Source organism: Paenibacillus sp. FSL R5-0713, from assembly GCF_037973325.1.
Classification (GTDB): domain Bacteria; phylum Bacillota; class Bacilli; order Paenibacillales; family Paenibacillaceae; genus Paenibacillus.
In genome coordinates this window covers 5,828,976-5,842,870 of record NZ_CP150229.1, presented here as the reverse complement: position 1 = coordinate 5,842,870, position 13,895 = coordinate 5,828,976, and the positions used below count along the sequence as shown (strand labels likewise).

Sequence of the window (13,895 nt, the reverse complement as noted above, 5' to 3'; positions counted from 1 at the left end):
TTACTCCTTCCCCGTAACCAAAGCGAAGATGATCGCTTCACGATCCTGAATTTGATGTTCGTCATAGGTGTCAAACTCAAGGATTCCGCCTATCTTGCCGTCCTGAATATAGATCAGACGATCTGCCCGGCAGGCTGCCTTAATATCATGCGTAACCATAACTACGGACTGTCCTTTCCGGTGGATATCCGTAAGGATATCCAGAACGGCGGTGCCGTGTTCCAGGTTCAAACTTCCGGTCGGTTCATCCGCAAAGATGATATCCGGCGAATTGATCAAAGCTCGTGCAATGGCTGCTCGTTGCTGCTGTCCTCCAGACGTTTGGGAGGGGAGGCGGTTACGCTGTCCATCAATATCCATGGCATTCATCAGCTCAGTAGCCCTGGATTGGATGTCTTTCTTTTTGTTTCCAGCGATATATCCCGGTAAAGCAATGTTCTCTTTGATGGAAAGGTCCGGGACCAAGTTTATACTTTGATAAATATAACCGATTCGGCGCGTGCGGAAGTCTGACATTTCTCGTTCACCATAAGCGTCGATCCGCTGGTCACAAAAATAAACCTCACCAGCTGTAATCTGATCCAGTCCGCTAAGCAGATATAAGAGGGTTGATTTGCCAGAGCCAGAGTTACCCATGATGACCGTGAATTCCCCTTCATAGATATCGAGATCGACATTACGGATGGCATGATGTTGCTCACTTCCGCTGTTGTACGTCTTGCACAGATTCTGTGCACGAATAATCGCTTTCTTAGGCAAGTCGAATCACTCCCGAGTGCAGTATAGGATTCATTCTAGCGGAGGGATGTTGAGGAAGCCTTATCAAATTATGAATAAAGTATTACTGACTTCCAAGTTGAAGCTGAAATTAAAGGCATTTGGTAAAATAGCCACGCCAGTGTGGCTCAGCAGATCGGCAGGTAGAACCGGAAGGTCGTACCTTGTCCTTCTTTGCTAGTGAAGGAAATACGGCCTCCGTGTGCTTCAATAATGCTTTGGCAGATGGAAAGTCCCAGTCCCGTACCTTCCTGCACAAGTGGGTCTGCATGACTCGCTTGTCCTCTGAAATAACGCTGGAAAACAAACGGCATATCCTGCACACGTATGCCCTGACCCGAATCGGCGATGGTCACTTTCAAGTACCCGGATTCCAGTTCCGTGGCCATACGTATCGTGTCTCCCGGAGCTGTATGCTTGAGAGCATTGGCGACAAGATTGGAGATCACCTGTTCAATTCGGATAGGGTCGATTGCGACCAACACATTGGGGATATGGTTGGAATGAGGTCCGTCGTAGATCAGACCTTTCGTAACAACAACATGTTTAATAGGCTTCAACATAGCTTCAAGGACAGGACCAATGTACATTTCACGAGGTTCCACAGAGATCTGCCCTAGTTCTTGAAGTGCATGAACCAGTAGGTCTTCCACAAGTCGGGCCGTTTTATCCGTATGTGTCCGCATCACTCTCATGTATTCCATAAGCGTTTCCTGATCGTAACATAGCCCTTCCTCAATAGCTTCTATGTATGCTTTTATCGTAGTAATCGGTGTTTTAATATCATGAGATATATTGGTGATGAGTTCCTTTTGTGCTTGTTCCTGCTGGATGCGCAGCTCGTTCATATGTTTGATTTCTGTGCGCATCAAATCCAACATGGCGTAAAGGCCGCCCATTTCGTCTGTCCTGTTGTACTGGATCTGATCATCATAATTCCCTTTGAGGATGGATTCCGCATGGAGCTTCAAATGATGAATGGGAGAGAGGAGCAGCTTGTCCAGAATTCTTTTCATCCAAAATAAAAATAAGCCCAGGATCAGTGACAGGAGTAGTAGTACGCTAATCCATATAACCGTAAAAGTCATCGGTTTCTGAACCGTAACCATAGCTTGGGGGATGGAAAAGATAGCATTGCCGATCTGACTTCCCACGGGACCGTCCATCACGGGAAACGCGATATCAAGTGATTCACTATCGTCCACAGTCTGCGCGGCATGATGCAGATCATAATGAAGGGAAGAACGCAGATTAACCTGGGTTCCTTCAGAGGTGGGATCGGAGGACAGAGCTACGGTTCCATCCAGGTTCACATAGGTAAGCAGAATCCCGCTTTCTCTGGCAATGGAACGTATGTCTTCTCGGGTAGTTTGTTTGTCCAGATGTTGATGATTTTGCTCCAGAGCGAACAGAGTTGGATTAATCTTGAGCCGAACCTGATTTATGGACGGATTGGATTGTTCCGAATTTCGGTTTTGGAATAGTATTAACGCCAGTGCGAGGATACTTATAATAATCAGAAGGCTAAGTGTTGTTAACAGCCAGCGTCTGAACCAGGTGTTTAATGACATGTGGATGTCTCCAATCTCGATTATTCATAAATGAACTTGTAACCGACACCCCATACTGTCTTTAGAACAGTTGGATGTGAGGCGTCTTCCTCGATTTTTTCCCGCAGTCTGCGAATGTACACGGTTACGGTGTTTTCATCACCATAGGTTGCATAACCCCAGATGGCGTCAAGCAACTGGGCTTTGGAGAATACCTGATTTTTATGGCTTGCCAAATAATGAAGTAACTCGAATTCCTTGGCAGACAGAGACACTTCCAATCCGTTCAATGTAACTTTGTAGGCTTTTTTATCGATCACAAGATTTCCAAGGCGCAGTAGATCCGTTCTGTCCAGGTCTGAGGTCATGCTGTCGTAACGTCTAAAGTGGGCATTAATTCGTGCAAGTAATTCACTTAGGGAGAAGGGTTTGGTCATATAGTCATCTGCGCCAAAACCAAGACCAAGTACCTTATCCGTATCACTGCCTCGGGCACTTAGAATGAGGATGGGGATATTATTGCGCCGTCGAATCTCGCGGCACACCTCGATCCCGTCCATGTCCGGAAGCATAATGTCCAGAATGATGTAATCTGGTTGAATAAGCTCCATAATCTGAAGCCCGTCTTGTCCAGTGGCTGCCACAACAGCTTCATATTGATTTTTGGTCAAATAATCTCGCAAAATACGTGAGATATCCGGTTCATCCTCGATGATGAGGACTTTGCGCGGGTGGGTTAGCATATGTATCGCTCCAGTACTAGGGTAATCTATTATAATTGTGTGATTGTTTGAAACTGTAAGAAGCCTTTGGTTTTAACTATACAGGTTAGATTGGGATGCGTCATGAGGGAAATATGAAAAATAAAATGTGATTCTTTGAATTCATAAAAACCCGCCTCTTCAAAAGAGCGGGTTTCTGTCTAATCATAAGTTTAGGGAAAGACAACATTATTTCAAATTATACTTGGAAATATTCTTTTCAATGTTATCTAATAAGAAAATTTGAGTTCTGTTATTTAAAATGAAGGAGTATCTGTCTCCCATGTGGTCTCTATCATTCATATTAAAAGGAATTCGGGATATAATCTTTAAATTACTAGAATCAATTAGTTGGTGTTCATAATTATTTCCTTTCTTAACAGTGTACATAAAACTCTTCTGATCGCTGGCAATTTTAAAGACTTCTATAAAATCTCTTATGTAATCATACTTATAATCAAATGGTTTACTTGCTAATAGAGCACCTTTGGAATTATAAAGAGTGAGTTTGTTTTTCTTTCTGTCAAATAACAAGAAGTTGCTTTGAATAATTACAAGGTCAGTTTTGGAATGTTCATACGAAAATTTTTTATTCCATTTCAATGTTCCCTTAGGGCTATAAGCTTTGACGTGCAGCGTGTTTTTGACGATATTCTGATAGAGAAGTGTACCATCTCCCATAACAGAAACAGGGACAAAATTTTTTCCATTCGGGAAAGTTCTTATTTTTTTGCCAGTATCCAAGTTTATTACGTAGGTATTGGGATCATCACTATAAGTTTTAGCGAAGAGATAATCTCCATCAATCTGAATTTCCGAGTATGGCAGGGTGTACTTTTTAGTTTTTCGACCTTCTGAATTATAATGATAGATTGTACTACTTTTCCCATCGCGTGATGCAATAGTTGCATATAACGTGCCATTCTTGCTTGGATATTTCTCGCCATAATAGTTATAATCTTTAAATTCAGGCGGCAGTTCTCTAGTCCAAATCGTGTAACCTGTTGCCAGATTCATTACGGTGATCTGATTATTCTCAAACATAAATAGATAACCATCATTGGATACATTGTAAGTTCCATTCAGTGGTATGGACCACTTTATTTCACCTGTTTTTCCATCCATATTTTCTAGAAAACCTTGATTTCCTTTTTCCTTTAAGCCAATGATATGCTGATTTCCTTCTGCATCTGTTGTAATTGTTGGCGATGTGTACTGACCCGTGCTCCATCCGCGATCGGGAATCGTGCTTGTCCATTGTGGTGCAGGCAGACTTTTAAAATTGGCGAAACTACTCAGTGCCAACATTGAACTAATCATACTTGCGATCAGCAAGCAATTTAAAATTTTCATTCTCAAAGAATAAACAACTCCTTTTAATTAGGTATATTCTACTATAATATATCATATAAAACGTTCATATATGATTCCAAGGTCACGTTCGCTGTTGTAATGCCTCATCCTGAACAATGATATGCTCTTTGTCCCGATACTCGGCCGGAGACACACCGAAGTGTGCCCGGAATACCCGGTGGAAATAGGAGTAGCTCGCAAATCCGCAGGATTCGGCAATATGCTCCAGGGTCATTTCACTGTATTTCATGCGTTCCAGCGCCGCATTCAGCCGGATCTCAATCGCGTATTGAATCATGGTCTGATTGTAATGTTCCTTGAATAAACGGACTGCACGGGACAGGCTGAGTCCGGCATAACGTGCCGCTTCCTCAAGCTTGAACGTAACCGTGGCATGCTCCTCAATATAACGTTTTAACTTCAGCGCAGAGGAAACTGCCCGATCGGTCTGAATATTCTCTTTGATTGCCCGGTCAATATATAGACATAATCCGCGCAGTAACGCATCCTTTAGCTCCGCATTTTCCTCAAGAGGTCCGCGACGTTTCTCAAGCAACATATTTCTCCACAGGCTGATGAGCTTATCATCAAGTCCAATCCGGCTCACGGTAGAACGTTGCTGCCTTTTCCACCAGTTCTCGATCCAACTGCCCTCGCAGAACAGATAATAATCTCCGCTGGACAAGCGTCCTTCCTTATGTGGTTCATCCACCACGAGATGATAGTCGTCGCCAGGTTTGAGCAGCAGCAGATCCCCGCTAGTCATCCTGAACTCTTCATCCTGTACATACACTTTGCACGAACCTTCTGTCTGTAGACGGAACAGATAGGTTTGCAGCTCACCCTTCATATTATGAGTGAACGCTTTATAGTGGTATGAGTAGTCACAGATCAGTACAGATGTCTCTAACGTATCCAAAGATAAAATCCCCCAATATGTACATCCTGCATGCAATCAAATGGGTACATTGAATAGATGCAAAATGATGGAAATAAAATTTGACCAGATAGTTCATGTTCTGACTATATTGTATATGTTCATTCTAGCCTGTTTTGCGTTAGGATGATACCAGATAGAGCAATGAAAGCAAATTTGAGAACAGAGGTGTATCCTACATGAAAAAACTTAATATTGGTTTGCAATTGTTTACACTCCGTGATGAAACTGCAGCAGATTTTCGTGGTACGTTGCGTAAGGTAGCGGCCCTTGGATATGAAGGTGTGGAGTTTGCCGGATATGGTGATATTCCAGCTGAGGAAATGAAAGCGCTACTAGACGAACTTGGGCTGAAAGGCTTCAGCAGCCACGTTTCACTACATGCGATGCGTGAAGACTTGCAAAAACAAATCGATTACCTGAAAACAATTGGTGCACAATATATCATTTGCCCTTACCTGATGCCAGAAGATCGTCCTGAGAATGCAGAAGGCTGGACCAAGCTGTTCGCCGAATTGCAACAATATGGAGCTGAAGCAGCGAAGCAAGGATTGATCTTCGGATACCATAACCATGATTTTGAATTCCATGGGCAGGTTGGCGATGCCAATGCCTTTGACGCCATGTTCGCTCAAACATCACCGGAAGCGGTAAAAGTGGAAATGGACGTATGTTGGGTACAATTTGCGGGACAAAATCCGATCGAGTATATTAATAAATATGCGGGTCGCTTGCCGCTGCTTCATCTGAAGGACTTCAGCAAAGATGAACAGGGCCAGATGAAAACGCTGGAACTGGGACAAGGTTCGGTTGACCTGCCAGCTGTTATTGAAGGCGCTACGAATGCAGGCGTGGAATGGCTGATCGTGGAACAAGACGTGTGTCAGAATCCTCCACTTGAGAGCGTATCCAATAGCTACAACTGGTTGAAAGAAAACTATTTGAATCAATTCTAACAGAACCATCGAACGCTGCTAAAATGCTAATCTATTTTTCAAAGGAGACTTATATACATGAGTAAAATTAAAGTTGCTGTATTCGGCTGTGGAGCCATTGCCCAGCGCAGACATATTCCGGAGTACGCTGCCAATGAGAACGTGGAACTTGTCGCTTTTGCCGATCCGATCGTGGAGCGTGCGGAAGAAATGGCCGAAACTTATGGAGGTAAAGCTTACTCCAGTTACGAAGAATTGCTTGCTAATGAAACGGTGGATGCAGTCAGTGTGTGTACACCGAACTATCTGCATGCGCCAATGGCGATTGCTGCTGCCAATGCAGGCAAGCATGTATTGGTTGAGAAACCAATGGCAGTATCCACTGAAGAAGGCGAGCAAATGATTGAAGCTGCCAAGAAAAATGGCGTGTATCTGATGGTTGGACACAACCAGCGTCTGATGCCTCCTCATGTCAAAGCAAAAGAAATTCTCGACTCCGGCAAACTTGGTAAAGTCCTGAATTTCCGTACATCTTTTGGCCACCCGGGTCCGGAAGGATGGAGTGTGGACGGTGCTGAAAGCTGGTTCTTCCGTAAAGAAGAAGCTATTATGGGCGCGATGGGTGACCTGGGCGTGCACAAATCAGACTTCATCCGTTACTTGCTGAATGATGAAGTATCTGAAGTGGCTGGTTTCATCAGCACACTGCACAAGGAAGGTACTCAAGTTGACGATAACGCAACTTGTCTGCTGCGTATGAAGAGCGGTGCGATCGGAACGCTGGTAGCAAGCTGGACGCAATACAGAGCTGGAGACAACAGTACCGTGCTGTGGTGTGAGAATGGCGTTATGAAGATCGGAACAGTGGAAGGCGATGAAGTGATCGTTGAGCTGATCAATGGTACAGTTGAGACGTACAAAGTTGGTGCCATGGCTACTAACGAGAAACAAGTGCCGAGTGGTGTAATTGACGCATTTGTAGAGTCCATTGTAACGAAAACACCTCCAGCGATTTCCGGGGAAGAGGGCTTACGTTCCCTGCAAGTGATCCTGGCAGCATTCGAATCCGAGAAAACAGGTCAGATCGTTAAACTGTAATCCATACGAATGACAGTGCAATTTCTAACATTCTATATGTCCTAATCCATGATATAAGGGACTTACCTTCGGAGATCTGTTCTGGGGTAAGTCCTTCTTTATTTGAGTTTAGAGATATCACAAAAAAAGACTGACACTTCCGATACCATACGGAAGTGTCAGTCTCAATATGAAGGTCGAACCGTTCCATTGTTCAACCGAAAATCCGTCTTAGATGCCGGCAGGTACATCACTTCCCAGATCCAGCCATGCGATTTCAGCAGGAGTCAGTGTGATGCGGGAGCCTTCGTCACAGGAGAGCAGTTCCGCCTGATTCTGGGCACCGATCAGCGCACAGGTTGGGAACGCCTGATTCAATACATAAGCGAGTGCAATCTGAATGGGTGATGTTTTCTTCGAATTAGCCAATTGTTCTGCCCGGCGTAACCGTTCCCAGTTGCCATCACTGTAGAATACACGCACCAGATCTTCGTTATCGCGAACTTCAGGTGTGAATCTTCCCGTGAAGAAACCACGCGCTTGGGAGGACCAGGATAGCAATGGCAGCTTGGTTTGCTCATGCCATGCCAGTGTCTCTGCATCTGCCGACACACAGCCTGCCCAGAAAGGTTCGTTTGCTTTGGCGAGACTGAGGTTCGGACTGCTGAATGTGAAGCCCTTCAAGCCATTTGCCGCAGCGTACGCATTGGCTTCCTCGAGCCGCTGCCAGGTCCAGTTGGAGGCGCCAATTGCGCCGATTTTGCCAGATTCAATATGTTCGTTCAGTGCTTCAAGAATAACACTGACAGGCATATTTGGGTCATCCCGGTGCAACGCATACATCTCTACATGATCTGTCTGAAGACGCTCCAGACTTTCCATCAAGTCACTGCGGATGGCATCAGCGTTCACGCGTGGTCCATTCTGGTCATGATGCGCGCCTTTGGTAAGAATGACGATCTGGTCACGGTTACCGCGTTCCTTCATATAACGGCCAAGGACTTCTTCACTCTGTCCACCACAATAAATATGTGCTGTATCGACAGTGTTACCGCCAATCGACAGAAAAGCATCCATGTTCGTAGCTGCTTTATCGTAAGCACTATGCACGAAATAATCGGTTCCTTTAATCAATCTGGAGACGCGTTTACCTGCACCAGCAATTTCGATATATTCCATAAGTCAGTTCATCCTCTCAATTATAGTGTAATTCGTGTACGTTCTTCCGCTGAACGAAGGCAAGCTTCCAGCACTTTCATATTAGCTACTGCATCGGAAGGGGCGAAGCGCAGATCCTTGCCCTGAAGTACGGCACGAGCCATATCATCTCCTTGCAGTGAGTAGTGGTTTACTTGTGGAACTTCAATCTCCCTGCGTTCACCACCTGCTGTGACATAGAAGTTGGAACTGCGATCCTGACGACCGATAAAGGCCGATGGTACCTCAATGATGCCATCAGAACCTAGAACTTCGAGCGTGTTGCGAAAGGCTGCCCACATGCTGCTGTCAAACGTCACGCCAACATGATTATCGAATTCCAGCAATCCGGAAGCCATCATATCGACCTGATCATGCTGTGGGGAGAACATGCCAATAACGGTAACTGCGCTTGGTTCCTGACCAAGTAGTAGACGTGCTACGCTGATGGAATAACATCCGATATCATACAGTGCACCTCCGCCCCACTCTTTCCGAAAGCGGACATTGCCGGATGCATTGGAGTTATTAAATGAAAATGTGCTGTGAATACCACGGATCTCACCGATCTCACCGCTGGCGATGATATCCCTGATCTGCTCATAACGTGGATGATGACGGTACATGAATGCTTCCGCGAGATGCACACCTGCATCTGCACAAGCTTGAACCATCTCCTGAGCTTCCTGCTCTGTCAGAGCCAGTGGTTTTTCGCACAAAATATGTTTGCCTGCTTCTGCAGCCCGGATCGTCCATTCCCGATGCAGATGATTCGGCAGTGGGATATATACGGCATCAATGGAATCGTCAGCGAGCAAAGCTTCATAACTGCCATAAGCCTTGTCGATCCCAAGTTGTTCGGCCGTTTGTTTGGCTTTATGTTCGTCTCGACTGGCAATCGCGGTTACTTCATTCAACTCGGATTGCTGCAATCCAGGAATGACGGATTCCACAGCAATGCTAGCGCTACCAAGAATGCCCCAACGCAATTTTTGAACTGAATTCATGTGTTGTATCCTCCTGTGTATAAATGTATATTGTGATTATAATGAATAGACCAATGAATTAAAATGATAATATATTGAATTTAGTTAACACAATATTGTTGATCAAGGAGAACCGGCTATGATGAGACAAACCGTATTGCTTACCCTGCAGGATATTCCATATTTTTGTTATCCCGAATCCGTTGGACACTATATGGATCATCCCCAGCATTCCGTATTACGGGAGGCAGGTGTGCTAAACAATTTTAATATTCACTATGTTGCTTCGGGCAAGGGATATGTGGAAGTGGACGGGGTAGAGCATGAACTTCGTGCAGGTCAGGCCGTACTTTATTTCCCGCAGCAGCGACAACATTATTATAGTAGTGAAGATGATCCATGGGATGTACGATGGGTTCATTTTTACGGTGAACGTCTGCATGATTATATGATTGAACGGGGGTTACATCGTAATCTGTTATGGACATTGCGGCAGCGCAGCTCTTGGGAAGAGGCTCATCTGGCCTTGCTGACTGAAGCGGAACAGAATACCATGCTGCGTCCGGCTCAGCTATCCACATTGACCTATTCCGTACTCGCCGAATTCGTGCAGCATGCGGTACCTTTAAAGAACACACGTACCACAAGTAAGGCGGAGAGTCGGGTACTTGCGCTTCTTCCACAGATGCAGCAAGAGGCCTGTCAACCTTTCCTGTTACAGGACTGGGCAGATCTTGCAGGTGTGAGTTCGTATTACTTTTGCAAGATGTTCAAGAGTGCTGTAGAGATGACGCCTATGGAGTTTATCACTCGTTCACGACTACAGATGGCGAAGCAATGGTTACTGGAACGACCTTCGGCCAACATTGGACAGATTGCAGAGGAAGCGGGATATCCCAATGCCAGTTATTTTAACCGCCAGTTTATGGCTCATGAGGGGATGACACCTACGGATTATCGCGGATTGTATCACAATTAACTCTTACCCTTTCGATGTTGTCAGCGCTTGAAGTGTAGTAGTTTGACAGAGAGCCCAATCAAGTCTATTATGGATAAATTAAATCCGTGTATAATGAGGTGCCCTCATGAAATATTCAAAAGCAACAAATTATGCTTTGCATACCATGCTTCATCTTGTTAGCACTGCCCCTGAACAACTGGTTAGTGTTCACCAACTTGCAGAATTGCAGAAGGTATCACCAACCTACCTGTCCAAAATATTGACCAAATTGGTTAAGGCGGGTATGATCGAATCCACATCCGGTGCCAATGGTGGTTATCGGCTTAGTCGTAAAAATCCTGATCCTTCTTTCCTGGAGATCATTCATGCGATTGAAGGTCAGGCATCCCTGTTCGAATGTTCCCAGAATCATAACGCAGGCTGTTTGATCCAGCAGGTAATGGTTCAGGCGGAAGAAGAGATGGAGAGTTTCCTGAACAATAAGAAAATGTCAGAACTCGCTTCCCAGATGAAAAGTTGGAGTGCACAGCAGTAGCTTGGGGCTGGAAGTGAGGCTTGAATTGATGGGATTAACTCGTCTACCATAGGTATATCCAGATCTTTCCTCAACCTCACAAGAGGTAAGGGAAGATTTTTTTGTATCGTTGTGCCTAATAGAAGTCGAATGGTACAATAAGGAAGCTATAGGTGCATACATACTTGATCCAATCATATATCACATTTTACATCTCTGGAGGGACAACACATGAGCCAATCAACGATCACAGGACTGGAACAATTGCTTGCGCTGGAAAACATTCGGAACACCAAGGCGCGTTATTGCCGCTATATTGATACGAAACAATGGGACACTTTGGGTGATGTGTTTGCTCCCGATGCAGTGGCTGATTTCAGCACAGAAGGCAATCCAATTCCGGTATTAACCGGTCGCGACACCATCGTACAAGTATTCCGTGATCTGGTGGATGTTGCCGTAACCGTACATCATGTTCATAGCGCGGAAGTTGAATTCGTATCCGAGAATGAAGCGAAGGTTATCTCCCCAATGGAAGATTGGGTGACGTTCCCGGAGGGCAATGAGAACAAATCCTTCCACGGATTTGGGCACTACCACGAAACTTTTGTCAAAATCGACGGCCAATGGTACATCAAACATACAAGTCTGAAACGTCTTCGTCTGGATATATTTTGATCAAAAGAAATCTGAAGATATTTATAAAGAACCTGAATAATTTCAGGTTCTTTTATTTTTTTGCGTTCCCAGAGGCACACATGATCTTGTTGGTGGAAGTCCAACCGAAGGAGGGGCCAAGCCACCTTGGTAGCTAGCTAGGTGGCTTGCTTGCATATGGCGAAATCTGTGTGTAAAAGCGCATCAACAAAACTACACCTGTCAGAGACAGGGCGAGCAACAAGCCAGGCCGCAACATGAAGTGAATCCTGTCGCGTCGTCAAAAAGGTCCTGCAAGGGGGAAGAGAAGGTGCCGAGTCTCGAGAAAATAGACGAAGGCCAAGGAAACTGTACAGAACTTGGAGCAGCAGTGAAGAACCTTCCGGCGTAAAGGGAGCGGCATAGCTTGAAAGATCATACAGTGAACTGGGGAGACCTTCCCCCACACGAATTTTTTTTAGGAATCCATAAAGAGATGCTCTATAAGTCCAAAAGAAGAAGTGAAACGTCTGTGGGAAGGGAGTCCGAGGGGCTCATAGTACCGAAGAACCCAAGGACAACATAACTTTGGGGAGGGAAGGAGCCCTGCTTTGTTCACGTTTCACCAAGAGGTACGAGTTTGTGACTGGCAAAATGGCTAACGACACGCTAGAAAACACTCAACAACTCTCATAGGGGAAACTAGGTCATGAGGCCAAAGTAAATATGCTGCATGCCCATGAAAGACGAACATCGGAAAGCCGTATGAGGGAAAATCTCACGTACGGTTTGATGAGGAGGGGCTGGGTTTTGCCCAGCCTTTTACTCTAGATGGGTTAGATGACACTGTATTTTTTAAAAAGAATTTATGGAAAAAGAAGGGGTATATAGTTTTATATTGAATAGATTATATGTATTGTAAATATATTTGGAATGATGGGAGGATAGGGCTTCATATAAAATTTTAATCTATTATAAAGGAGATGGCGTTCAAATGAAGAAGATTTTAATTAGTTCTATAGTGATTAGTTCGTTGCTTTTGGGATCTGAAGTAGCAAGTATAAGTGCTCAAAACGTGGAAAATGAGGCACAACAATTAAAAGATTTGACTATAATTGAGTCGTCTCAGATATTCGATCAAACTACACTGATGTCTGAAAAAGTAACAACCATTCCGATTAGAGGTGTTGACAAAGAAACCGGTGAGATTACTAATAGAGCTGCATATGCACAGTCTTTATTAAAGTTTTTTAACTCTGATCCACAAAAATATGGAGACAGTATAAGAGATATTGATACAATTGTTGAGAATGCAGTCATCACAACATCTCAAAATATTTCTAACACTAAAAATGGGGATATCTCTCCGTCTGCTATTGTTGGGCAAGGCTGGTCCAAGGAACCTGCCATTACTTCTTCAAAAGATTTGATCACTTATAGCACAACTTGGATCACAGAAGATAATTACCGTTCGAGTGTACCCATAACCGCGACGTATACTAAAAAACTTACAACAAGTGTTTCGCTCGGCTTCACGGGTGCTAATGTGATAAAAAATAAAATGGGATTCAATGCTACATTTAGTGCTACGCAAGAGTCGACAATAGCTCAGGGAGCTACAGTACCGGGATGGACAGTTTGGGGGACAAGACCGTATATTAAATGGACTGAGGAAAACTGGACTGGAACATATTATTATATTGATTCTACAGGTGGCATCGTTCAAGTCATTGAAGGACCTGTGTCTGGAATCAACAAAAAATTAAGAACAAAATCTAACGAATATTGGTCTCGAGAAAATAGCAGTAAAAATAGCTCTGCAACAACTCCTGCTCCTCCAACGGGTGCTCCAAGTGCCTAAATTCTAAACCACTGAATGATTTGAAGGGAGATTATTTTATATGAACAAGATTCAAAAAAGAATACTTATTACATATGGAGTTTTACTAATCTTGTTTGGTGTAATTCTCGTCCCATTCAAATTGGTGTATGGTCCTGAACATATGATTTTTGATGTGAAATATGCGCCATTGTGGTCATTAGTAGATCAATCTAATTCAGTGAACGGATTTAACCCGATGTACGAGTTGCAAACTTCACGTCTTGTATATACCATCTTTATTTTAACTTTATTGGGAAGCATCATTTTATTGCTCACAAGCAATGGTAAATTAAAAGAGTCATAAAAAATAAAACAAAGGAGGCCAATGA

Annotated in this window: 14 protein-coding genes; 7 read left to right on the top strand and 7 right to left on the bottom strand. The window is 44.1% G+C overall.

Annotation, left to right across the window (positions count from 1 at the left end):
- The 5 genes from MKZ12_RS26040 to MKZ12_RS26020 all read right to left on the bottom strand — a co-directional run bounded on the left by MKZ12_RS26040 (window position 1) and on the right by MKZ12_RS26020 (window position 5,360).
- Window positions 1-759 carry an ABC transporter ATP-binding protein gene (locus MKZ12_RS26040; RefSeq protein ID WP_339257530.1) on the bottom strand — a complete coding sequence of 253 codons (759 nt, stop codon included), beginning with the start codon at window positions 757-759 and terminating at the stop codon, window positions 1-3.
- 146 nt (window positions 760-905) lie between these two features.
- Window positions 906-2,348 carry a HAMP domain-containing sensor histidine kinase gene (locus tag MKZ12_RS26035; protein ID WP_339257529.1) on the bottom strand — a complete coding sequence of 481 codons (1,443 nt, stop codon included), beginning with the start codon at window positions 2,346-2,348 and terminating at the stop codon, window positions 906-908.
- 20 nt (window positions 2,349-2,368) lie between these two features.
- On the bottom strand, window positions 2,369-3,070 hold the full coding sequence (locus tag MKZ12_RS26030; RefSeq protein ID WP_339257527.1) for a response regulator transcription factor: 702 nt from the start codon (window positions 3,068-3,070) through the stop codon (window positions 2,369-2,371).
- A 207-nt stretch (window positions 3,071-3,277) separates the two neighbouring features.
- Complete coding sequence (locus tag MKZ12_RS26025) at window positions 3,278-4,447, bottom strand: hypothetical protein (protein WP_339257525.1); 1,170 nt, start codon at window positions 4,445-4,447, stop codon at window positions 3,278-3,280.
- A 76-nt stretch (window positions 4,448-4,523) separates the two neighbouring features.
- Window positions 4,524-5,360: an AraC family transcriptional regulator gene (locus tag MKZ12_RS26020; protein ID WP_339237920.1), complete on the bottom strand. Its 837-nt coding sequence runs from the start codon at window positions 5,358-5,360 to the stop codon at window positions 4,524-4,526.
- A 197-nt stretch (window positions 5,361-5,557) separates the two neighbouring features.
- On the opposite strand from MKZ12_RS26020, the gene MKZ12_RS26015 reads away from it, so the two are divergent.
- Both MKZ12_RS26015 and MKZ12_RS26010 read left to right on the top strand, forming a co-directional pair.
- On the top strand, window positions 5,558-6,334 hold the full coding sequence (locus MKZ12_RS26015) for a sugar phosphate isomerase/epimerase (RefSeq protein WP_036606781.1): 777 nt from the start codon (window positions 5,558-5,560) through the stop codon (window positions 6,332-6,334).
- Window positions 6,335-6,391: 57 nt separating this feature from the next.
- Window positions 6,392-7,411 carry a Gfo/Idh/MocA family oxidoreductase gene (locus MKZ12_RS26010; protein WP_339257523.1) on the top strand — a complete coding sequence of 340 codons (1,020 nt, stop codon included), beginning with the start codon at window positions 6,392-6,394 and terminating at the stop codon, window positions 7,409-7,411.
- Between the two features lie 210 nt (window positions 7,412-7,621).
- Here MKZ12_RS26010 and MKZ12_RS26005 read toward each other — a convergent pair whose 3' ends face one another.
- Both MKZ12_RS26005 and MKZ12_RS26000 read right to left on the bottom strand, forming a co-directional pair.
- Window positions 7,622-8,569, bottom strand: a complete 948-nt coding sequence (locus MKZ12_RS26005) for an aldo/keto reductase (protein WP_339257521.1) — start codon at window positions 8,567-8,569, stop codon at window positions 7,622-7,624.
- Window positions 8,570-8,589: 20 nt separating this feature from the next.
- A complete protein-coding gene (locus MKZ12_RS26000) occupies window positions 8,590-9,594 on the bottom strand; it encodes a Gfo/Idh/MocA family oxidoreductase (protein ID WP_339257519.1) in 1,005 nt (334 codons plus the stop codon).
- A 118-nt stretch (window positions 9,595-9,712) separates the two neighbouring features.
- Between MKZ12_RS26000 and MKZ12_RS25995 the strand changes: the two genes are divergently transcribed.
- From MKZ12_RS25995 to MKZ12_RS25975, 5 genes are all read left to right on the top strand, one after another.
- Window positions 9,713-10,552, top strand: a complete 840-nt coding sequence (locus MKZ12_RS25995; protein WP_253441065.1) for a helix-turn-helix domain-containing protein — start codon at window positions 9,713-9,715, stop codon at window positions 10,550-10,552.
- A 106-nt stretch (window positions 10,553-10,658) separates the two neighbouring features.
- Window positions 10,659-11,069 carry an Rrf2 family transcriptional regulator gene (locus MKZ12_RS25990; RefSeq protein ID WP_091019160.1) on the top strand — a complete coding sequence of 137 codons (411 nt, stop codon included), beginning with the start codon at window positions 10,659-10,661 and terminating at the stop codon, window positions 11,067-11,069.
- 210 nt (window positions 11,070-11,279) lie between these two features.
- Window positions 11,280-11,726 (top strand): nuclear transport factor 2 family protein, encoded by a 447-nt coding sequence (locus tag MKZ12_RS25985; protein WP_339257518.1) that lies wholly within the window; start codon window positions 11,280-11,282, stop codon window positions 11,724-11,726.
- Window positions 11,727-12,678: 952 nt separating this feature from the next.
- Window positions 12,679-13,545 carry a hypothetical protein gene (locus MKZ12_RS25980; protein WP_339257516.1) on the top strand — a complete coding sequence of 289 codons (867 nt, stop codon included), beginning with the start codon at window positions 12,679-12,681 and terminating at the stop codon, window positions 13,543-13,545.
- A 40-nt stretch (window positions 13,546-13,585) separates the two neighbouring features.
- Window positions 13,586-13,870: a hypothetical protein gene (locus tag MKZ12_RS25975; protein WP_339257514.1), complete on the top strand. Its 285-nt coding sequence runs from the start codon at window positions 13,586-13,588 to the stop codon at window positions 13,868-13,870.
- The last annotated feature ends 25 nt before the right edge of the window (window positions 13,871-13,895 follow it).

What these genes read in the sequence shown, in the direction of transcription:
- MKZ12_RS26000 (WP_339257519.1), bottom strand. Translation starts at nt 9,594, where the DNA reads ATGAATTCAGTTCAAAAATTGCGTTGGGGCATTCTTGGTAGCGCTAGC.
- MKZ12_RS25975 (WP_339257514.1), top strand. Translation starts at nt 13,586, where the DNA reads ATGAACAAGATTCAAAAAAGAATACTTATTACATATGGAGTTTTACTA.
- MKZ12_RS26010 (WP_339257523.1), top strand. Translation starts at nt 6,392, where the DNA reads ATGAGTAAAATTAAAGTTGCTGTATTCGGCTGTGGAGCCATTGCCCAG.
- MKZ12_RS25980 (WP_339257516.1), top strand. Translation starts at nt 12,679, where the DNA reads ATGAAGAAGATTTTAATTAGTTCTATAGTGATTAGTTCGTTGCTTTTG.
- MKZ12_RS25985 (WP_339257518.1), top strand. Translation starts at nt 11,280, where the DNA reads ATGAGCCAATCAACGATCACAGGACTGGAACAATTGCTTGCGCTGGAA.
- MKZ12_RS26030 (WP_339257527.1), bottom strand. Translation starts at nt 3,070, where the DNA reads ATGCTAACCCACCCGCGCAAAGTCCTCATCATCGAGGATGAACCGGAT.
- MKZ12_RS26035 (WP_339257529.1), bottom strand. Translation starts at nt 2,348, where the DNA reads ATGTCATTAAACACCTGGTTCAGACGCTGGCTGTTAACAACACTTAGC.
- MKZ12_RS26015 (WP_036606781.1), top strand. Translation starts at nt 5,558, where the DNA reads ATGAAAAAACTTAATATTGGTTTGCAATTGTTTACACTCCGTGATGAA.
- MKZ12_RS25995 (WP_253441065.1), top strand. Translation starts at nt 9,713, where the DNA reads ATGATGAGACAAACCGTATTGCTTACCCTGCAGGATATTCCATATTTT.
- MKZ12_RS25990 (WP_091019160.1), top strand. Translation starts at nt 10,659, where the DNA reads ATGAAATATTCAAAAGCAACAAATTATGCTTTGCATACCATGCTTCAT.
- MKZ12_RS26005 (WP_339257521.1), bottom strand. Translation starts at nt 8,569, where the DNA reads ATGGAATATATCGAAATTGCTGGTGCAGGTAAACGCGTCTCCAGATTG.